At 41.9% G+C, this 21,608-nt stretch carries 15 protein-coding genes and 1 pseudogene; 8 read left to right on the top strand and 8 right to left on the bottom strand.

Annotated elements, in window-relative coordinates; all coding sequences use genetic code 11:
- Window positions 1-59: 59 nt before the first annotated feature.
- The 4 genes from VB620_RS08285 to VB620_RS08270 form a co-directional block, all read right to left on the bottom strand.
- Entirely contained in the window at window positions 60-467 is a 408-nt protein-coding gene (locus tag VB620_RS08285; RefSeq protein WP_323195668.1) for a hypothetical protein, read from the bottom strand.
- Between the two features lie 69 nt (window positions 468-536).
- Window positions 537-1,784, bottom strand: coding sequence for a glycoside hydrolase family 10 protein (locus tag VB620_RS08280; protein WP_323195667.1), 1,248 nt, complete (start codon window positions 1,782-1,784; stop codon window positions 537-539).
- A 176-nt stretch (window positions 1,785-1,960) separates the two neighbouring features.
- Window positions 1,961-3,433 (bottom strand): glycolate oxidase subunit GlcD, encoded by a 1,473-nt coding sequence (gene glcD, locus VB620_RS08275; RefSeq protein ID WP_323195666.1) that lies wholly within the window; start codon window positions 3,431-3,433, stop codon window positions 1,961-1,963.
- A 75-nt stretch (window positions 3,434-3,508) separates the two neighbouring features.
- Window positions 3,509-4,369 carry a WG repeat-containing protein gene (locus tag VB620_RS08270; RefSeq protein ID WP_323195665.1) on the bottom strand — a complete coding sequence of 287 codons (861 nt, stop codon included), beginning with the start codon at window positions 4,367-4,369 and terminating at the stop codon, window positions 3,509-3,511.
- A gap of 149 nt (window positions 4,370-4,518) precedes the next feature.
- Here VB620_RS08270 and VB620_RS08265 point away from each other — a divergent pair, with 149 nt between their 5' ends.
- A complete protein-coding gene (locus tag VB620_RS08265) occupies window positions 4,519-5,226 on the top strand; it encodes a Uma2 family endonuclease (protein WP_323195664.1) in 708 nt (235 codons plus the stop codon).
- A gap of 149 nt (window positions 5,227-5,375) precedes the next feature.
- On the opposite strand, the gene miaA is transcribed toward VB620_RS08265, so the two are convergent.
- Window positions 5,376-6,266, bottom strand: a complete 891-nt coding sequence (gene miaA / locus VB620_RS08260; protein WP_323195663.1) for a tRNA (adenosine(37)-N6)-dimethylallyltransferase MiaA — start codon at window positions 6,264-6,266, stop codon at window positions 5,376-5,378.
- A gap of 347 nt (window positions 6,267-6,613) precedes the next feature.
- Here miaA and gyrB point away from each other — a divergent pair, with 347 nt between their 5' ends.
- Together gyrB and rpoD are read left to right on the top strand one after the other, a co-directional pair.
- Window positions 6,614-8,551, top strand: a complete 1,938-nt coding sequence (gene gyrB / locus VB620_RS08255) for a DNA topoisomerase (ATP-hydrolyzing) subunit B (protein ID WP_323195662.1) — start codon at window positions 6,614-6,616, stop codon at window positions 8,549-8,551.
- A gap of 1,847 nt (window positions 8,552-10,398) precedes the next feature.
- Window positions 10,399-11,574, top strand: coding sequence for an RNA polymerase sigma factor RpoD (gene rpoD, locus VB620_RS08250; RefSeq protein ID WP_323195661.1), 1,176 nt, complete (start codon window positions 10,399-10,401; stop codon window positions 11,572-11,574).
- A 236-nt stretch (window positions 11,575-11,810) separates the two neighbouring features.
- Here the strand turns inward: rpoD and VB620_RS08245 are convergent, their stop codons facing one another.
- Both VB620_RS08245 and gyrA read right to left on the bottom strand, forming a co-directional pair.
- Entirely contained in the window at window positions 11,811-11,990 is a 180-nt protein-coding gene (locus VB620_RS08245; RefSeq protein ID WP_323195660.1) for a chlorophyll a/b-binding protein, read from the bottom strand.
- 374 nt (window positions 11,991-12,364) lie between these two features.
- Window positions 12,365-14,851, bottom strand: a complete 2,487-nt coding sequence (gene gyrA, locus VB620_RS08240) for a DNA gyrase subunit A (protein ID WP_323195659.1) — start codon at window positions 14,849-14,851, stop codon at window positions 12,365-12,367.
- A 227-nt stretch (window positions 14,852-15,078) separates the two neighbouring features.
- On the opposite strand from gyrA, the gene VB620_RS08235 reads away from it, so the two are divergent.
- Window positions 15,079-15,483: a response regulator gene (locus tag VB620_RS08235; RefSeq protein ID WP_323195658.1), complete on the top strand. Its 405-nt coding sequence runs from the start codon at window positions 15,079-15,081 to the stop codon at window positions 15,481-15,483.
- Window positions 15,484-15,813: 330 nt separating this feature from the next.
- Here the strand turns inward: VB620_RS08235 and VB620_RS08230 are convergent, their stop codons facing one another.
- Entirely contained in the window at window positions 15,814-16,668 is an 855-nt protein-coding gene (locus VB620_RS08230) for a tetratricopeptide repeat protein (RefSeq protein ID WP_323195657.1), read from the bottom strand.
- A gap of 141 nt (window positions 16,669-16,809) precedes the next feature.
- Here VB620_RS08230 and VB620_RS08225 point away from each other — a divergent pair.
- The 4 genes and pseudogenes from VB620_RS08225 to VB620_RS08210 all read left to right on the top strand — a co-directional run.
- A pseudogene (locus VB620_RS08225) lies at window positions 16,810-16,896 on the top strand (macrolide ABC transporter ATP-binding protein); the annotation flags it as partial.
- Window positions 16,897-16,958: 62 nt separating this feature from the next.
- Window positions 16,959-18,362 (top strand): TolC family protein, encoded by a 1,404-nt coding sequence (locus tag VB620_RS08220; RefSeq protein ID WP_323195656.1) that lies wholly within the window; start codon window positions 16,959-16,961, stop codon window positions 18,360-18,362.
- 314 nt (window positions 18,363-18,676) lie between these two features.
- Window positions 18,677-20,143, top strand: a complete 1,467-nt coding sequence (locus VB620_RS08215) for an efflux RND transporter periplasmic adaptor subunit (protein WP_323195655.1) — start codon at window positions 18,677-18,679, stop codon at window positions 20,141-20,143.
- 243 nt (window positions 20,144-20,386) lie between these two features.
- Complete coding sequence (locus VB620_RS08210; RefSeq protein WP_323195654.1) at window positions 20,387-21,604, top strand: ABC transporter permease; 1,218 nt, start codon at window positions 20,387-20,389, stop codon at window positions 21,602-21,604.
- The last annotated feature ends 4 nt before the right edge of the window (window positions 21,605-21,608 follow it).

Raw genomic sequence — 21,608 nt, 5'->3', positions numbered from 1 at the left:
GCTATATCTCTGAATTTATACCGTCAAGCCTATGATACTTCCTGAATCTGCACATTAAATTAGAGAATTAAATAGCTGTGCCAACTCTGCGGAACTGTTGTATTATTCTGTTCAGGAACTAGCAAACGCCAAGATTTACCTTCTTGCTGAATTTGCAGATAGACCTCAAAAGGTTGTTCCAGTTGCTTCAACTGTCTTGTGGGGAGATGTAAAATTAAATCGTAGGTTCCCCTTACTCGAAAAGCCGGTAAATTTTGAATAGTTAGGGGTAATTCCTGGCGAATCTTTAAATCTTTGATGTCAAAACCTTGGAAATCCAGATCCAACTTTTCATTTAGTTGCGCCTGAGTTTGTTCAACCTGGAGTGCGATCGCCTTTTGGACTAACTGAGTGTTAGGTAAGAGACCAACAGTACCACATCCTGCCAAAAACACCAGTAAAATCGCCGTCAAAAGAATCCGCACCATCTTAAACTCATATACCATCCGCTAGCGATAGTATATACCCGAACTCAAATTTTGTATAGCCCGTTAACCTCAGCGCCGGTCTGCGTTAAAAAACTCCGGTCGCATCGCCCTTTCTGCAAACAACTTTTCAAACACATTCCGCCGTTGTTGCGGTGACTCTGGTGCAATCGAACCCCATAAACTTTCCCAATAAAAAAACGAAATACCGGGAAAAGTGCGATCGCGCACAGTTTGAACCTGCTGTTGAATCCGATGAATACTCACAGGAGTTTTAGTCGTTCCCGTTAAAATTCCCACACCTACAGGAATGCGACTCCGAGCAAACTTAACTGCTGGTTGTTCCAACTCCGTGATAAAACTTTGCTGATTATTGCGATATACCTGCACAATCAACTCATCCACCAGACCCTTCCTCACCCAACTTTCCCAATCTTGCAAATAGTATTTATAGGAAAAACTTTGTGAATTGGGCGACAACGATATAATCGCATTAGGTTTAATAGCCTTGACACTTTTATAAATTTCCGCCATAAAATCGGTAATTTTATCAGCACGCCAACGCATCCATTCCGGATTAAAAGGATCATTAGGAGGGCTTTTACCTTGATGTTCCTGACGATAAAGATCAACAGTAAAAGCATCATAACCTAATTGTACAGGCATTCCAAAATGATCATCTAACTGAATCCCATCCACATCGTAATAACTGACAACTTCCACAATCAGCGCCAAGATAAACTCCCGCACCTCTGGATGTAGAGGATTAAGCCAAGCTTGCTGATGCGCCGAGTTATCTTCCATTTCTTCCAAAGGAACTTCAGTAGTAGACTTTCTCCCTTCTTGACCCATTGTCAACCAATATGGATAACGCTGTGCTAATTGGGACTTAACCGGAGTCATAAAACCATATTCAAACCAGGGAATCACACTTAAACCTTGAGGTTTAGCAATTTGAATAATCTTAGTTAAAACATCCTGTCCACCGTGGATTAAATTCAGGATAGGGTCAGCATCTGAGCCAGTAACAATTTTCGCTATACTACTTTTATAAAAAGTATTACCTCTATTCCAAACTACCGGATAAATCGTATTAAAATTCAGCGCTGATAGTTGATTAATAGCGCGATTAATTCCCCAAGGCAAAAACAGCACACCACTAGCGACATTAGTCAGCCAAACGCCACGAATTTCCGTGGTACTAGGTAAACTTTTTCCCTGATGAAAAACTGGTTCTGAAGGGAACGAGAAAATTGTTAACCATAGCATTGAACCCAAGCACAGTAAATAAATAAAGCCACGTCTATTCCACCGATTCATTTCTGAGCTTGACTTAATTTGAGAGCAATACTTGTCACTACGAATTAAATTCCCATTTTTCCGGAATATGTAGAGATACTATCATACAATTGCAAAATTAAGCAATTTTAGTAAATAGAATACAGCAGCTTTCTGAGAAATAAAGTACAGATTTAACTACTGTATATTTATTCAAATTAAAATTGTTCCACTCCGGGAAACTTTTTCATACTGATAGCATTGGCTGCTTCACCACAAGTCCGAGGGGTAGGGAAAATTTTATCAGGATTTGCTAAACCCTGGGGATTAAAAACCTGTCGTATCCACTGCATACTTTCCAAATCAGCCGGACTAAACATATCTGACATATAGCATTTTTTATCAGCACCAATACCATGTTCACCAGAAATACTCCCACCCACTTTAACACAAAGTTTGAGAATTTCTCCACCAACTTCCTCAACTTTTTCCAAAGCACCCGGTACAGCATTATCAAAAAGAATTAAAGGGTGAAGATTACCATCACCAGCGTGAAACACATTAGCGATTTGATAACCAAACTTTTGACTTAACGCCTCAATTTCCTGCAAAACATAAGTCAATTTAGTCCGAGGAATCACACCATCCTGCACATAATAATCTGGGCTTAAATGTCCAGCCGCAGCAAAAGCAGCCTTCCGACCTTTCCACAGTTTCAGCCGAGTTTCTGGGTCACTAGCAGCAGTCACATTTCGCGCCCCATTCTTTTTGCAAATTTCCGCCACCCGTTGTTTATTTAACTCAACTTCCACATCTAAACCATCAATTTCTACTAATAAAATCGCCGTTGCATCACGGGGATAACAATTAGTAGCCACAACATCCTCAACTGCATTAATACTAATGTTGTCCATCATTTCCATCCCACCGGGAATAATCCCAGCGCTGATAATATCAGAAACACTAGCCCCAGCCGCTTCTACACTAGTAAAATCTGCTAATAAAACACAAATTGATTCAGCACTTTTGAGGATTCTGAGAGTAATTTCTGTAGCGATACCCAAAGTCCCTTCTGAACCCACAAATACACCAGTTAAATCATAACCAGGCATTTCCGGAACCTGTCCACCTAAATCGAGAATTTCCCCGGTCGGTGTGACAATTTTTAAACCCAAAACATGGTTAGTAGTCACACCATATTTGAGACAATGTACACCCCCAGAATTTTCCGCCACATTACCCCCAATTGAGCAGATAATTTGGCTAGAAGGGTCTGGTGCATAATAAAATCCCGCACCACTTACAGTTTGCGTCACCCAACTATTAATTACTCCTGGCTGTACTACGATGCGCTGATTATCTAAATCTACATTCAGAATTTGCCGCATTAATGAGGTGACAATTAATACTGAATTTTCCGAAGGTAAAGCACCACCAGATAAACCAGTACCAGAACCCCGCGCGATAAAGGGTACAGAGTATTTATTGCATACTTTCACCAGTTCAGCAATTTGTTCTGTAGTTCTGGGTAAAACCACCACAGCTGGACGTTGACGATAACTGGTTAAACCATCGCACTCATAAGTAATCAGTTCTTCCCGACGTTGCACCACACCATTTTTACCAAGAATAGCCTCAAATGCTTTAATAATAGGTTTCCAGTTGTATTGCTTTTTCTCTTGGATAAGCATAGTTTTTTATAGTTAGAGGTAGATATATCACCATTGTGACAAGAATAGCGCTTTAGGGGAAGTAACAAGGGATGATTAACTTGAAGATGTATTTTTTCTTTTGCGCCTTCTTCTATGTAATAATTGTGAATTTTGGCTTTCTTCTTTGGTGGAAGTCAGTGGTGAATGATTATGTATTACTGTGTTTTTTGGTAATTCTTTAATTATGATATTAGATTCTACATAATTAGATTCTACATAATTTATTTTTTTACCTTTGCAGTCAATATATTTATATTTGCCACCAATTTTAACTTTTGCTCTACCTTTTTCAAATATCTCAGCAGCATCAAACTGGGGATTGATTATTACTTTACCTGATAAATCAATATACCCCCATTTTTTGCCAATTTTAACTGCTGCTAGGTTTTCCGAAAAATTCTCTATGTAATCATATTTAACTGGGATTATAAAGCTACCATTTGAATCAATACACCCATATTTTTTCTCGATTTTAACTCGTGCAAGACCTTGAGAAAAGCTCTCAGCTAAATCAAATTTAAAATTAATTACCAGCTGACCTGTTAAGTCAATATAACCCCACTTGTATCCAACTTTGACTGATGCTAATCCTTCGGAAAACTCGTAAGATAAGGTGAATTGTGGGGGAATAATGACTTGGCCTAGTTGATTTTTATAACCGTATTTTTCTTGCTGTTTAAAACGTTCTAAATCTAGGTTACAATTTGTGATATTGCCACTTGTGTTACTTAATTTGTCAGATGTGACTTTTCCCTGCTGATTGATATAGTTAATTTCATCGCCAATTTTAACTTGGGCAATTCCATTATAAAATTTACCTGCGTCATCAAATATAGGGTGAATGATTACTTGTCCTTTCTGGTTTTTGTAACCCCACTTATCTGCATGGGTAAATGGTATTAAGGTACTACTCATCTGTTTTTTTATAGTGATGATCAAACAGCTAAGTAAAATATAACAAGATTAATTCCAAATGATATTAGTAAATTTACGGTTAAGGCTAGTTGATATCCAACTCAAATGAATTAAGCTAGAAATAAGGCTCTCAAATAGTGGATAAAATTATGGTTGAGCAAATTCTCATCAATACAGATGATTTCTATGTGCCAGATGCCAACCGACTAGTTACTGAAGATGATACACCTGTGGACAATTTCGCATCTGAAAAGCAACAACGCTTATTAGTGGGTTCTCTTTATAGTTCTTTACAAAATCAGACTTTTTTAGCAGCTGCTAATGTGGGTGTTTACTACACAGACCTTCAGCCCCCCATTGTACCAGACGTTTTTCTGAGCTTAGATGTCCAAATTCCAGAAAAGTGGTGGGAAAAACACAATCGTTGTTATATGGTTTGGCGTTTTGGCAAACCTCCAGAAGTTGTGATTGAAATTGTCTCTAATAAAGAAGGTGATGAATTAGGTAAAAAGTTAGAAATTTATGAGCAAATGCGGGCGAGTTACTATATTGTCTATGACCCAAATCAGCAATTAGGCGAACAAGTATTACGAATTTATGAACTCAGGGGAAGGCGTTATTTTGAAACTTCAGAAACTTGGCTGGAACAAGTAGGTTTAGGTTTAACTTTGTGGTCAGGGAAATTTGAAGGTAGACAAGATAATTGGTTACGCTGGTGTTACGAAGATGGAACTATTGTACCTACTGGCGATGAACGAGCGGAACAAGAAAAGCAACGGGCTGAACAAGCAGAAGAACGCGCCCAATTACTAGCAGAAAGACTGCGGGATATGGGCATAAATCCTGATACTTTGTAGAGATACAGCATATTTAATTTTAGTAGACTAAGGCGGGCAAGATGCCCACCCCACAAGAGTTTGAGTATTAATATCTGTACCTCATCTACCTGCAAACTGCTGTATTTCATAAAACCTCTTAACTTTGCGCCTCTGCGCCTCTGCGTGAACTAAAAAAACTCTTCCACACGCCGCCAAACCTTCTCAAATAAATCAGGATCATCGGCATCAAACCAGTGAATTTGGGGATTTGCTTGAAACCAAGTACGCTGGCGCTTGGCAAATTGTCGCGTGTGTAAAACAGTTAATTCTTTGGCTTCATCCAAGGAAATTTCCCCATTTAAATATTGCCTGATTTCTTGATATCCCAAAGTATTTAATAAAGGTAAATCAGCACCATATTTTGCAACTAAATATTCTACCTCTTCTACTAAACCATCCGCGATCATTTGTTCTGTGCGTTTGTGAATGCGGAGCCTGATTTGTTCGACTTCACAATCTAACCCAATTTGCAAAATGGGATAGTCTGGGGGGTTTTCTCCTTGCTGCTGGGAAATGGGAACACCAGTAATGTAAAATACTTCTAATGCTCGTAATGTCCGCACTGTGTCATGGGGGTGAATTTTCTGGGCGGCGATCGCATCGACTTGTTGCAATATCCCATATAGCGTAGTTTGTCCTAAAGATTCCAGTTGCGATCGCAATGCCTGATCCGGTGCAACCCTGGGAATTTTCATCCCCTGCACAATAGAACGTATGTATAAACCCGTACCACCAACTAACAACAATGGTGTAGCCGGAAGAGTTGTAATTAACCCTTGGGTTTGTTCCTGATAGTCTGCTAACGTCATCGTCTCTGTGGGATTGCAGATATCAATTAAATAATGTGGAACTAATTTTTGTTCTGCCAATGTTGGTTTCGCCGTCCCAATATCAAATTCTCGGTAAACCTGACGAGAATCTGCACTCAGAATTACAGAATTTAACCGCATCGCCAACTTCAATGCCAAACCTGATTTACCAGTCGCCGTCGCCCCACAAACTACAATTAACTTAGTCACTGGTCAATACTTCCCATACTTTCAACTCTTCCGTAAAGCTTTTGTGATAAAATCTTAAAGCTTTTATCGAATTTTTGCTGATGGGCAGTTTCAGTCTAGGCATTAAGTTAATTTTGATGACAAGCATTTGATTTTAACTTAGGTCTTCGTTTCTGTATTTAGACCCAATTTCGGCAATTTAAAATTTTCAGGCAATAAAATCAAAAAACTTATGGGGTTAGATCCCTAGATAAACTTCTCATAAAATTGCTCCACAGTCGCCCGGAAGCCTTTTGTGTTAGAATTTTGGGGTGTTTTAACTTTTTTGTTTTTGGGCGACTTTAAACCCACGCATCAGGAGAATTTTCATGACGAGCAGTTACAGTGCCGATCAGATTCAAGTTCTGGAAGGTCTGGAAGCCGTCCGTAAACGGCCAGGGATGTACATCGGTACTACGGGACCGCGAGGACTCCACCATTTAGTTTACGAGGTGGTAGATAACTCTATTGATGAAGCTTTGGCGGGTCACTGTACCCATATAGAAGTGGATATCAATGTTGATGGTTCGGTGGCTGTCACAGATGATGGTCGGGGTATTCCTACTGATACTCATTCTCGCACTGGTAAATCAGCTTTAGAAACCGTATTGACCGTACTACACGCCGGCGGTAAGTTTGGCGGTGGTGGCTATAAGGTTTCCGGGGGATTACACGGGGTGGGTATTTCTGTGGTTAACGCCCTGTCAGAAGTCGTAGAAGTGACTGTGTGGCGAGAGCAAAAAGTTCACGTCCAGCGCTATGAAAGGGGTCTACCAGTTACAGAACTGCAAGTACAGCCGGAAAAATCGGGGAGAACGGGAACTTCTATCAAGTTCAAGCCAGATACTCAAATTTTTACCAATAGTATTGAGTTTGACTACATCACCATAGCGGGTCGCTTGCGGGAGTTGGCTTATCTGAATGCAGGGGTAAAAATTACCTTTAGCGATTACCGTCTAGAATTGCTGAAAACCGATACCCCCAGAATCGAAACTTACGAATATAAGGGTGGGATTAAAGAATATATTGCTTACATGAACCGTGATAAGCAACCACTGCACGAAGAAATTATTTATGTGCATGGGGAACGTAATAATGTCCAAGTGGAAGTTTCTTTACAGTGGTGTACTGACGCTTACACAGACAATGTGCTGGGGTTTGCGAATAATATTCGTACCATTGATGGTGGTACTCACCTGGAAGGTTTGAAGGCGGTTCTAACTCGGACTTTAAATGCGATCGCCCGTAAGCGGAATAAAATTAAAGAACATGAATCTAACCTCAGTGGCGAACACGTCCGGGAAGGTTTAACAGCCGTAATTTCCGTTAAAGTTCCAGATCCAGAATTTGAAGGACAAACCAAAACCAAACTCGGTAATACTGAAGTGCGGGGAATTGTTGATTCCTTAGTGGGAGAAGTTCTCAGTGAGTATTTAGAATTTCATCCGGGAATCGCCGACTCAATTTTAGATAAAGCTATTCAAGCCTTTAAAGCCGCAGAAGCCGCCCGTCATGCGCGGGAGTTAGTCCGACGCAAATCTGTACTAGAATCTTCCCCATTACCAGGGAAGTTAGCAGATTGTAGTTCCCGCGACCCCAGCGAGTCAGAAATCTTTATTGTGGAAGGGGACTCCGCAGGTGGAAGTGCTAAACAGGGACGCGATCGCCGGACTCAAGCCATCCTCCCCCTACGTGGTAAAATTCTCAACATCGAGAAAACAGACGACGCGAAAATCTACAAAAATAACGAAGTCCAATCCTTAATTACAGCCCTCGGTTTAGGTGTAAAAGGCGATGAATTTGACTCCACCCAACTACGCTATCACCGCATCGTGATTATGACCGACGCTGACGTAGATGGGGCGCACATCCGCACACTGTTGTTAACATTCTTCTATCGGTATCAACGCGCCTTGATTGAACAGGGTTTCATCTACATAGCTTGTCCGCCACTATTTAAAGTAGAACGAGGTAAGAATCATGAATACTGCTATAGCGAACGGGAACTACAACAGTATCTAGGGACACTTCCCAGCAACGCCAACTACAACATTCAACGCTTCAAAGGTTTAGGCGAAATGATGCCTCAACAACTCTGGGATACTACTATGAACCCAGAATCCCGGAAAATGAAGCAAGTAGAAATTGAAGACGCTGCCGAAGCTGATCGTATTTTTACCATTTTAATGGGCGATCGCGTTGCACCCAGACGGGAATTTATCGAAACCTATGGTTCTAAACTCAACTTCACAGATTTAGACATCTAAACATCAAGCTAATAACTTGCTTCCCTTGGGGCTACCACATACATACATCCTCAGCCACACACCGGATTAAATCAGAAATCCAGTTCCCCTCCTCCCTTGCGGAGAGAAGTCACAAGGAGGGTTTCCCTCCGGGTGAACTTCGGGGGAGGGGCTAGGGGTGGGGTCTTATGGCACAAATGAAAATTTCCCGACTTGTGTGTACACCGTAGCCCTGGTATTCGGGGGCTAGGCGCGTGGTTTGATGAATCCCCCAACTTGTGTATACAAGGTAGCCTCACCAACCATAGGGAATCGGGATGAGGTTCTCTAAAATCCATAAAACTCATATAATATAATAAAAAACAATACCTCCCCGGTTTGATTTTGAAAAAGTAGTCATAAAAACCGAGCAAATCTTAATTCTACTTTTATAGCAGGGAACAACTCGACATTTATGTAATATTTAATACTTTTGAAGCACTAACTATGGGGAGTGTATACCCCCGCGCTTCTTGGTTTTGTGAATTAAAGACCAATAATTCCTTCTAGCGTATAAATTGATGACTCTTGAGATATGCCAAATTTCTCCCCATTTCAGTAAAAGTCAAAAGAATTGCTCGCAAAATTTTGGGTTAATTTCTTCCACAAGTTGAAAAAGCATTTGTTATGCTGAAATAGCAAAGTGAAATCTTGTCTACCAAGCAAAATTAGCTAAATATCTTCAAGATTCAATATTAGGGAATCCCAACATTCTCATCAAGTTGAAAGTACTATATTTAACACTTTTCTTACTGAAAGCGATTATGCAAGTAGGTTCTTAACCAATCATCTCACTTCCCTATGTTCCCACTTCCGACTGCTAAAACCAGCCAGTATTGCCGGGGTAATGACTATTATTGTGTCTGTATCATCTAAATATTTGCCTTCAGTAGCGTAATATCTGTAATTTTGACTGACAAATCTCTGCTGAATTGATTAGAATATCGGTGTATACAATAAGAACAGTTTGTCAACTTTCATAGGGTTGAAATCTCAGCAGTGCGCTAATGTGTGAATAAGACCAATCAGTCGAATCTCAATTTTTTGCCTTATAAATGGTTTCGTCACAGCCTTAACTCCTTAGTTCAGGCATTTGTCAGCAGCCAGATGAGGTATATGAAGACAACCATGATGATTCTTGCCATGTTTCAGATGCCAGGAACTTCATGCAATTCTTAAGATTGAGTCCTTTATGAAGGAAATGTAAAAATGGGTGCATTAATATTTCTCGCTTAAGTTAACATTAACAAAACTGTTTCTGAGTGATTAATGTTGCACAACATACATAAAAGTATGTTAAAGCGGGTGTAATTTCCTTTGAATGTGAAGATAACGCCACGAAGATACCGAAAAGTTTGAGAAAAGTCTCAGGGCATGACTACTATGAACAATATCTTTTTGTGATCTGTGGCTTTACTTTGCTGAATGGCATCATGATTAATACACAAAAAGAGTGCAATTTTTGTGAAACAGGCTACAATCGAAAAAGTCTTTATCAGAAAATATGCCAACATTCATATTACAGACATATCTTGTTGATCTGGATGGGTAGATTTTTGAGATCAAGACAAATCTTTGTAAAGACGAATTAGTTAAAAGTTTTATGTCCTAGCAACACATATAATTTCTAACTAAAATGAGCAAGTCACTGTTTAACTACGACTCTGCACATACAGTCAAAAAACTCTCCCACCGAGGAGCAAAACTTCCGAAAAGACTTCCGGGAAATCAGCCTAAAACCCTATTTTCGGTAGCTAACTGGCTCATTCAAAAAGAGCAGTAACCACATCTTGAGTAATTGATTCTGCAAGGAGCATGAGGAACGCGGCATGAACCAGGCTAACAACGTACTCGAAAGCATTTATCAGCCTGACCTAGAAATAATAAATCAGCCTGAGCTCGAGTTGGAACTCTTAGTCGAAGAAGAAGAAGAAGAAGAGGACTTGCTGATTAACGATGATGGCGAAGATGAGTTTTTAGAGCCTCAGTCTGATGAGGACGGCACAAAGTCTGGAAAAGCCGCTAAATCTCGTCGTCGGACACAAAGCAAGAAAAAGCACTATACCGAAGACTCGATTCGCCTTTATTTACAAGAAATTGGTCGAATCCGGCTATTGCGGGCAGACGAAGAAATTGAATTGGCGCGGAAAATCGCCGATTTGTTGGAATTAGAAAGGGTGCGCGATCAACTCCAAGAACAGTTAGAACGCGAACCTGAATATCGGGAATGGGCGGAAGCCGTACAAATCCCACTACCAGCATTTCGTTATCGCCTGCACGTTGGTCGCAGGGCAAAAGATAAAATGGTGCAATCGAACCTGCGTCTTGTAGTGTCAATTGCTAAGAAATATATGAATCGTGGTTTGTCCTTCCAAGACCTAATTCAGGAAGGTAGTCTCGGTTTGATTCGCGCCGCAGAAAAATTTGACCACGAAAAAGGTTATAAGTTTTCTACCTATGCTACATGGTGGATTCGTCAAGCAATTACCCGTGCCATAGCTGATCAATCCCGTACTATCCGCCTCCCGGTTCACCTCTACGAAACCATTTCGCGGATTAAGAAAACTACCAAGTTGCTATCTCAGGAAATGGGTCGCAAACCCACTGAGGAAGAAATTGCGACTCGCATGGAAATGACCATCGAGAAGTTACGGTTTATTGCTAAATCTGCTCAGTTACCCATTTCGCTAGAAACTCCCATCGGTAAAGAAGAAGATTCTCGTTTAGGGGATTTTATTGAATCTGATGGTGAAACTCCCGAAGATCAGGTTTCCAAAAATCTCCTACGTGAAGACCTGGAAAAAGTCCTCGATAGTCTCAGTCCTCGTGAACGTGATGTACTCCGACTCCGCTATGGTTTGGATGACGGACGCATGAAGACTTTGGAGGAAATTGGACAGATTTTCAATGTTACCCGTGAACGGATTCGCCAAATTGAGGCGAAAGCACTCCGCAAGTTACGTCACCCGAATCGCAACAGTGTTCTCAAGGAATACATTCGGTAGTAATCACTAATTTAGTCATTAGCTGTACAGAAATGTTTGATGACTAAAGACAAAATCAATTACAAACAAATTACCTGGTAATGATAACTCACTACCAGGTTTTCTTTATTTATTTTTTTATCTAGCTATTTCGGTATATTGACATACCTCCTCGTCCTAAAGAAGCGAGGATTCCTTGACACTTCGCTGGAACACGCCACAAGTGGTCTTATCGTCCCTCCATGTCCGTGTCAAACTTACAGAATTCCCCAGAAATGCAGGAAGCCTTGACCAGAAAACAACTCGATGAATGCTGCTGCTAAAAAGCCAATCATTGCCAAGCGGCCGTTCCAGATTTCTGCTTGTGGTGTAAAGCCCCAGCGCCAAGCGTTGCGATCTTCAGTTACGGGGGTATTAACGTTTGTTGCGTTTGTCATGGTTAGCACTCCAAACTAGATTTACAAAGTATTATTTCCTTATGTAAACTAATATAACAAAAAAGTTGAGAAATGCAAAGTTTATTTATATTTTATTACTATGGATGGACTTAATTACGTGTTTATGAGTTTTACAAAAAAAGTATCTATCACTAAGTAGATTTACAGATTTGCCGGAGTGAATAGACTTGAGAGATTTAGCCAAATCCTTCTTTTGTACATAAGTGGTAAGCATACTTCGCCCGCCCAGAATAAGCATCTTACCTGTTCCACAAAAGAAAAAAAGCGACGGGAAGCCAATTCCTTCTAAGGATCAGAGGGATAGCCGTCCGCCGCTTAGTCATTAGTGACCAATGAGGCTAAATTACGTTGATTTACTGACAAATTGCCATTACAGTAATAATTCTTTCATCGCGTTGCAGGTCAAAAACGCTTTCACCGTGACCTTCTCTAGTTAAAATTGGCACTGTTTCTACAGGTACGCGGATCACACGGTCTTTGTTCGTGACTACTGCTATTTCCGTAGAGGCGATCGCCTGAAGCATAGCAACTAAATGATCGGTTTTACTGGCAAATTTCAGGGCTTGTGTACCTAAATTACCCCTTTCCGCGCGTTTTAAGTAACTCACAGGTAGGCGTTTGGCATATCCTTCTTCAGTCACCAGCAACAAGTGATCCTCCCCAGCAGCCGTGACACAGCCTACCATTTGTTGATGTTTCAACAGGCGCAAGGCTTGTAAACCCATCGCTGTGCGACCCATCACCGGAAGTTGTTGATCATCGGCGGCGAACTTTAACAACCGCCCCCCGGAACTGGCTAAAATCAGATTTTCCTTGGGACTGGCTAACTGGGTAAATAACAATTGATCATTTTCTTTGAGCTTCAAAATTGTAATTCCCCGACGAGTCAGATTAGTCAACTCCCCTAACAATAGGCGCTTAATTCGTCCTTCCTTCGTTAGCATTATTAACTGTTGAGCTTCTCGGTTTTCTGGGAGAACTAGACGACTGACGACGGGTTCTTGATTACCTTGAGCGGTAGTACTGAGCATGGTAATCAGTGGTGTTCCCCGTGGAGAACGTCCAGTAGTCGGGCGAATATCTCCTATGTTCACAGGGTAAACTTTGCCACTACTGGTAATTACTAGCAACTCTTGATCTGTGGCGGTGACATCGCTTTGGATGATGAAGTCATGATCCGGTAGACCGTTTTCAAGTTTCGATTTTTTGCCTGATGTCTGGAGACGACGCACATATCCCCGATGGCTAAAGTCTAAAACTACTGGTTCTGGTGGTTGAGAAGAGGGGGTATTTTGGGTAGTTTCGGCTATTTTGGGTTGAAGTTTTGCGGCTTCTTTGTTTGGAGTTAACAGCTTAGTGCGGCGGGGATTGTTATATTTGCGCTTGAGCGATCGCAAGTCTTTTTTCAGTGTCTTCAGTAATTCTCGGCGATCGCTGAGTAATATTTGCAATGAACCAATTTGGGCGCTGAGTTCCTCAAACTCTTGCTGCAAGTTGTGCTGTTCTAAACTAGTAAGGCGACGTAATGGCATCGCTAAAATAGCATCTCCTTGAGCCTCACTCAAATCTAGACGACTACAAAGACTCATTTTAGCGGTAGTACCATCAGCAGCATGGCGCAAAATATCAATGAGTTCATCCAATTGAGATAAAGCTTTCAGCAACCCAGACACAATATGCAGCCGGCTTTCTGCTTTACCCAACTCATAACCATAACGACGGTTTAGAGTTTCTTCGCGGAATTTCAAAAATTCCTGTAACATCTGGCGCAAACTTAACTGGCGGGGTTGTCCATCCACCAACGCTAAGAGAATCGCCCCAAAGTTGCTTTGTAATGCAGTTTGCTGATACAACCTCTGGAGGAGTTCTTGAGGATTGGTATCACGCTTGAGTTCAATTACCACCCGCATTCCTTCGCGATCGCTTTCATCCCGCAGATCAGAAATTCCTTGTATACGACCTTGATTAACTAAATCTGCTACCTTCTCAATCCACCCAGCCTTATTTACTTGATAAGGTAATTCCGTGATAATAATTGCCGTCCGTCGCTTAGTCCCTCTGGTAGGTGCAATTTCCTCCATGTTAGCGACACCCCGCAGCAAAATTCCCCCCTTACCACTGGAATATGCTTCCCGAATCCCTGATTTACCAACTATTTCGCCACCGGTGGGAAAATCGGGGCCAGGAATAATTTCCCATAACTTTTGGTCTGACAAATCCGGCTGGTCAATTAACGCAATCAAACCATCAACTAATTCCCCCAAATTATGGGGAGGAATATTTGTCGCCATCCCCACAGCAATACCAGAACAGCCATTTAGCAACAAAAAAGGCAACTGTGCCGGTAGTACGGTGGGTTCTTGTTGGGAATTATCGAAGTTACCGATAAATTCCACCGTTTCATCCCCAATTTCCGCCAACATTCCCTCATAGCTGATGGGTGCGAGACGTGTTTCTGTGTAGCGCATCGCTGCTGGGGGATCATTATCGACGCTACCAAAGTTACCATGTCCTGCTAATAGGGGATAACGGCAGGAAAATTCCTGTACTAATCTAACCAAGGCATCATAAACTGATTGGTCGCCGTGGGGATGGTATTTACCCAGCACATCTCCCACCACACGAGCGCACTTACGATAGGGTCTATCTGGCGTTAAACCGAGTTCATGCATGGCGTATAAAATTCGCCGATGCACTGGTTTTAAACCATCCCGCACATCTGGTAACGCTCGCCCCACAATTACACTCATGGCATATTCTAGGTAAGACCGTTGCATCTCCGTATGCAGGGCTGTTGTGATTACCTGTCCCTTGGGGAGAAGGTTTAACTGTTTTGCCATGAGTTTTTTCCCTGAAATTTAATTACACAAAAGTCGCTTGAATTGAACACCGCAGCAAACACAGCATAACGGATGAAAGGGGATTCCTGACATAATTTTGATCGGTGAAGGATAAACAGCAGTAGTATTATCCTTGATGGTGGTGTGGCAATTTAATAGTTAAAAAGGAGCTAGACAACTGTTTTTGTTCGGGTGTCATCTCCCTTAACTCTATAAATAAAATTCTCATGAGAACTGTTTTAATTGTTGAAGACGATCTAATTAATGCTCGCGTTTTTTCCAAAATTTTGACTAAGCGGGGTGGCTTGAATGTCAAACATACAGAAAATGTGGAAGAAGTGATCAAAATTGCCCACGCAGGAGAAGCAGACCTAATTTTAATGGATGTTTCTCTTTCCAGAAGCGTTTACCAAGGTCAGTCTGTGGATGGGATTAAAATTACCCAAATTTTAAAATCAAATTCCCAAACAGCAAACTTACCTGTAATTCTGGTAACTGCACACGCAATGGAAGGCGATCGCGAAAACTTTCTCAAGCAAAGCGGTGCTGATGGCTACATCTCTAAACCCATTGTCGATCATCAAGAATTTGTGGAACAAATCATCGCCCTTCTCCCTCATGAGATGGATTAACTACTGAGGAATACTCGCCCACTAATATTTTGGGTGAATCATTCCGGCTGGATATAGTCTATATGTACTATAGGATAGTATGTTTAGCAACTGCTCAAGTGGTATCCCCCAAATAAAATTCGGGGGTTTTACTTATGACTACTGGTAAATATAGCAACAGATAAGGAAGCGAGGACAGGAACAGGTAATGAAACTCTGACAATTAGGGAGTTTCCAGCCCTTAGACTATACTCAGGCGAGCCTGTTCCCCGTTCCCGTACACTGAGCGGCTTGTACTGAGCGAAGTCGAAGTAAGCCGAAGTGCTATTCCCTGCTATAGCAAAAAGCTGATTAATTGTCTGATTGCTGTAGAGCTGCTTGAATCTGGGGCAAGTCTAAGAATTTTTCCGTATCAGATAGTAATCTTTCACCCCAGAGATTTTCCTTGAGGAAATCTAAATTACCATAGCGCTGATCCATACGGAGTGCCTGTTCTCCCATTGATATAGCTTGTTGGCGTTTGCCTTGATTGTACAGTGCCACTGCTAATGCTAATAATGGTTCTGGGGCTTCTTTGTCGATTTTAACTGAAGTTTGCCACTGTTTAATTGCACTATTAACATCACCTTGTTCATATTGAATTAAGCCAATGTTATTAATCGCCGGCCAAAATTTGCGATCTTGAGAGAAAGATTTATTGTACTGGGCGATCGCCTCCGGTAATCGACCTAACTTATAGTAAGCATTTCCCAAATCAAACAGACCTTCTCGGTGGTCAGGCTTTAACTTTAAACCCTGTTTGTAATAATCGGCTGCGGCTGGGTACTTTTCCTGTTGGAAATGAGCCGAACCCACAGCAAACAAAATTTCGGGATTTTGGGGATTAATCCTTTGTGCTGTTTGCAAAGCTGCGATCGCCGCATCAAAATCTTGGGTTTGTAAATGTAAACTACCTAACAGGAACCAGACGCGATCATTCTTCGGAGCCAGTTGACTAGCCAATCTCGCCCGTGGTAGAGCCAAATCAAACTGCTGAAACTGTCCGAGTTGAGCCGCTTCTTGTGCTAACCGTAACCCTTGTGCTTCTAATTTTTCTGTATCTATGTTCAGTGTATGAGGTATCAGTGCCTGTGCGTGGACAGCCTGGGGCATATTCCACAAACTACAGACAACCAGAAAAGAAATCAAACTAATATGTTTAGGCACAGTACCGCCTCTTAGCCACAAATCAAGGAATCTTCCAGCTAGCTTAAACGATCTGTGCTGGAGAAGAAAGGCAAAGTTCACTAGAAAAGTCAATTACAGGATTTTTCAGGTATGGCTGGGGACTAGGAAAAACAAAGACTTCCTCTTGTGATTGTGACTCATGAGCCAGACATTGCAGCTCAAACTCACAGAATTATTCGAGTTCAGGATGGTTTAATTGTAGGCTGATGGGGTTTTCCACTACCGATCTTATAATTATTGAGAAAACTAATTCATTCCTAGATAAAACTATGAATTTACGCTTATTTTGTTTACATTCTATGGGTTTTGCTGTGGCGATCGCCCTTGTAGTTCCCACTTTCCTCACAACTGTGGCGGCGCAAACTCCCCCTGATGCTGTACAAGTACCCGATTTTCTCAACCCTAGCCCCAATCTTCTCCAGTTTCCCACTCAGCCAGAAGAAGTTAAAATTGAGCGCAATCAAGCCATCACTTTAGCCCAGGCTTTGGAGCTAGCAAAACGTAACAATCGAGATTTAGAAGTAGCCATCTTGGAGCTAGAACGCAGTCGCTCGGCATTAAAACAAGCTGAAGCGGTGTTCTCGCCCAACGCGAATGTGAATACTAACTTGACTAACAGTGGTGATGGTTTTACTGGTGATGCATCGCAATCCAGCACTAGTTTCACTGGTCAAGCACAAGTAAATTATGATCTCTATACCTCTGGTAATCGTCGAGCTAGAGTCCGCGCCGCAGAGGAAACCCTACGGATAAATGAACTGAATGTAGAGAACAGAAATTTAGAAGTTCGCTTGAATGTCACTACTCGATATTACGATTTACAAGAAGCAGATGAACTAGTCAGAATTAATCGGTCGGCTGTGGAAAATGCCCAAGCTAGTTTACGGGATGCTCAATCTCGACAAGAGTTTGGCGTGGGGACACAGTTCGATGTCCTACAGTCTCAGGTGAATTTGGCTAATGCTCAACAGGCGCTGACCAATTCTCTGTCACAACAAAGAATTACTCGCCGTAATTTTGCTACTCTCTTAAATTTATCTCAATCTGTAGATGTGAGCGCCGCCGATGTTGTGGAAGTAGCGGGACTTTGGGAACCAACCCTAGAAGAATCTATTGTCCAAGCGTTTCAAAACCGTCCAGAATTACCACAATTTTTAGCACAACGGAATATTTCTGAGCAACAGCGCCGACAAGCTCTTTCACAGTTAGGTCCACAAGTTGGTGTAAATGGTAACTACAGTATCATAGATCGGTTTGATGATGGCAGCAGTTTGACTGATGGTTATTCTGTAGGGGTTACAGCGAGTTTAACTTTATTTGATGGGGGAGCAGCTAAAGCTAGTGCAGCTCAGTCAAAAGTTAACATTGCGATCGCCGAAAATCAATTTGCTAGTCAGCGTGACCAAATTCGCTTCAATGTGGAACAATTCTATGTGCAATTACAGTCAAACCTAGATAACATCCAAACTTCTACCGCAGGTTTAGATCAAGCCAGAGAAGCCCTGCGTTTAGCAAGGTTGCGCTTTGAAGCCGGCGTAGGAACTCAAACAGATGTAATTTTCGCCGAAAACGATTTGACCAGAGCCGAAGGGAATCGAATCACCGCGATTTTAAATTACAATCGCGCTTTGGCTAATTTACAACGGAATGTCACCTTGAGGAGTTCCAGATAATTAAAAGCAAAACTATTCTCGCAGCTGAAGGCGTAAACAAACACTAAAAGCTAATATAAAGAAAGATTAAGCAACTCTAAAGCTGAATCTCAGCTTGGTTGTTTGGTGTACGGATGGATTTGAGTATTTACTCCACCCGTCTTTTAAATCAGTGAACAGTGAACAGTGAACAGTGAACACGCCTATGTATTAGGGGACTTAGAGCTAAATATATATCTTGACTGATAACTGATAACTGATAACTGATAACTGATAAATTCCTGCACTGGCTTGATCAGCTTATTACAGCTAAGTGTTATTCGTAGGCTATTATTATGGTTCCACAAATCGAAGTTCCTCTGATTGGTAAAATTAAATATCCCTTACGCTGGGGTATTGGGTTAATAGTCGCAGGTTCTTTAGCTGTGGGGACAAATATTGCCTATAACCTGGTAAATCAGAGAAATAGTCAGCAAAACATTACCGAATTAACTATTCCTGTAGAAGCCCAAAATGTGACTTTAAGGATTACCGCCAGTGGTAAAGTAGTACCGGTTCAAAGTGTCAATATTAGTCCTAAAAACCCCGGTGTGCTGTCACAGTTATATGTAGAACAAGGCGATCGCGTGGAACAAGGACAAGTTCTCGCCCGGATGGATGTGGGCGACATACACGCGCAAATCCTCCAGTTCCGCGCCAATTTAGCCCAAACACAGGCACAATTAGACCAAGCCCGTGCGGGGAGTCGTCCCCAAGAAATAGAGCAAGCCAAGGCGCGTTTAGCCCAAGCTCAGGCGCAGTTAAATCAAGCCCGTGCGGGGAATCGCTCTCAGGAAATTGCCCAAGTACAAGCACAGGTAAATTCAGCCCAAGCACAGGTAAATCTCACCCAATCACGGGTCAACAGATATCGACAATTAACAGAGGAAGGGGCGACTTCTCAAGACCAATTAGAACAGTATATTAGTGAAAACCAAAGAGCAAAAGCTAGTTTAGATGAAGCCCAAAAACGACTATCACTATTAGAAAGTGGTAGCCGCAATGAAGAAATAACCGCCAGGGAAGCTGCTGTAACCGAAGCCCGCGCTGCATTAATATTATTAGAAAATGGCAGTCGTCCAGAGGAAATTGCTCAACGTCAAGCCGCAGTAAAAGGGGCGGAAGCGCAAATTCAAGCGGCACAAGTGAGGTTACAAGACACAGTAATTCGTGCGCCTTTATCGGGAATTGTGACGCAGAAATACGCCAATGTGGGGGCTTTTGTAACTCCCACAACTTCTGCTTCTACCAGTGCATCTGCAACTTCTAGTTCTATTGTCGCAGTTGCTAGGGGTTTAGAAGTTTTGGCGCAAGTCCCAGAGGCGGATATTGGCAGAATTGAACAGGGTCAGGAAGTGGAAATTGTCGCTGATGCTTATCCTGATCAAGTATTTAAAGGTAATGTGCGGTTGATTGCTCCCGAAGCGGTGGTGGAACAAGGTGTGACATCCTTTCAGGTGCGGGTAGCTCTGGATACGGGTACTGAGGAACTGCGTTCCGGTTTAAATGTGGATTTGACTTTTTTGGGCGATCGCCTCAGTAATGCTTTGGTGTTACCCACGGTAGCAATTGTCACCGAACAAGGACAAACTGGTGTTTTAGTCACAGATGAGAAAAATCAACCCCTGTTTCGAGAAGTTACCATTGGGGCGCAAATCGCAGACCAAACTCAAATTTTACAGGGAGTAGAAGAAGGCGATCGCGTATTTATCAACCCACCAAAAGACTACATCAACAGAAAAGCCAGAGAGCAGAATAACTGATTAACACATAAGAATTACAAAGTATAAATTATGAAAAAACGAACCACAGAGACACAGAGGACACAGAGGAATAAGGGTTTGAGAGAGTTTTTGCGTAATACCAATTATTTATGAAGCTGCACATTTACCTCTCTAGTTCCCTCCCTGCAAGCGGGGAGGGTTAGGGTGGGGTTCTTTGTCTGCATCTTTATATTAAATTGATATAAGTCCGAATAAATTACAAATTACAAATTACGAATTATTATGAATCTTTTAGAAAGTATGCAAATGGCAGGAAAAACCCTGCTGTCTAATAAGTTGCGTAGCGCCCTGACTATGTTGGGGATTGTCATCGGGAATGCTTCGGTAATTGCGATGATTGGAATTGGGGAAGGGGGACAAAGGTTTGTCTCTAAACAACTGGAATCTTTAGGGCCAAATGTGTTATTTGTGATTCCAGGAAATCAAGCATCTCAGCGCATCTCTAGAGATGTACCGAAAACTTTAGTCTATGAAGATGCTGAAGCGATCGCCAATCAAGTTCCCAGTGTAGCCGCAGTTACCGGAGAGTTGAATAGTCGCCAGGTACTCATCTATCGTAATCAAAACAGTAATGTGAATATCATTGGCACGACTCCCGACTTTTTAACAGTGCGTGACTTTGAAACAGCCACAGGGCGATTTTTTACCGACGTAGATATGAAGCGCAATAATCAAGTTGTGGTCATCGGTGCAGACTTAGCAGACAGACTATTTGGTAATAGTAACCCAGTCGGTGAGCAGTTACGGATTAAAAACGCTAGTTTTCAAATTATTGGTGTACTCGAAAGCAAAGGCTCAAATTTAGGGGTGAATTACGATGAAGCGGCTTTAATCCCACTGATGACAATGGCGAATAGAATTGTGGGGCGAACTTCTCCCTACGGATTAGAGTTAACTTATATTGTCGTCTCAGCTAAAAATGCCGAAAGTGTAGATGCAGCACAGTTTCAAATTACTAATTTACTGCGGTTGCGCCACAAAATTACCGGGGAGGATGATTTTAGTATCAATACTCAAAAGGATGCTTTGCAAACCGTCGGTCAAATTACAGGTGCATTAACTATTATGCTCGCGGCGATCGCCGGGATATCATTATTTGTCGGTGGTATTGGTATCATGAATATTATGCTAGTTTCCGTCACCGAACGCACCCAAGAAATTGGACTGAGAAAAGCCATTGGTGCAACCGAACAAGATATTTTACTTCAGTTCATGATTGAAGCCGTGATTGTTTCCATTATCGGTGGTGCAGTAGGGACTGCGATGGGTGTCGGCGGTATTGTTTTGGTAGCAGCAGTCACACCCTTAGAAGCCGCAATTTCTGCTACTGCGATCGCCACAGCAGTTGGTGTTTCCGGCGGAATTGGCTTATTTTTTGGGGTCGTTCCTGCCCGTCGTGCAGCACAACTAGACCCCATTGTTGCCCTCAGAAGTGCTTAGAATC

Origin of the sequence: Nodularia harveyana UHCC-0300, assembly GCF_034931085.1 — a bacterium.
In the GTDB taxonomy this organism is placed as follows: Bacteria; Cyanobacteriota; Cyanobacteriia; order Cyanobacteriales; family Nostocaceae; genus Nodularia; species Nodularia harveyana.
This window is presented reverse-complemented; position numbering and strand designations above follow the sequence as displayed.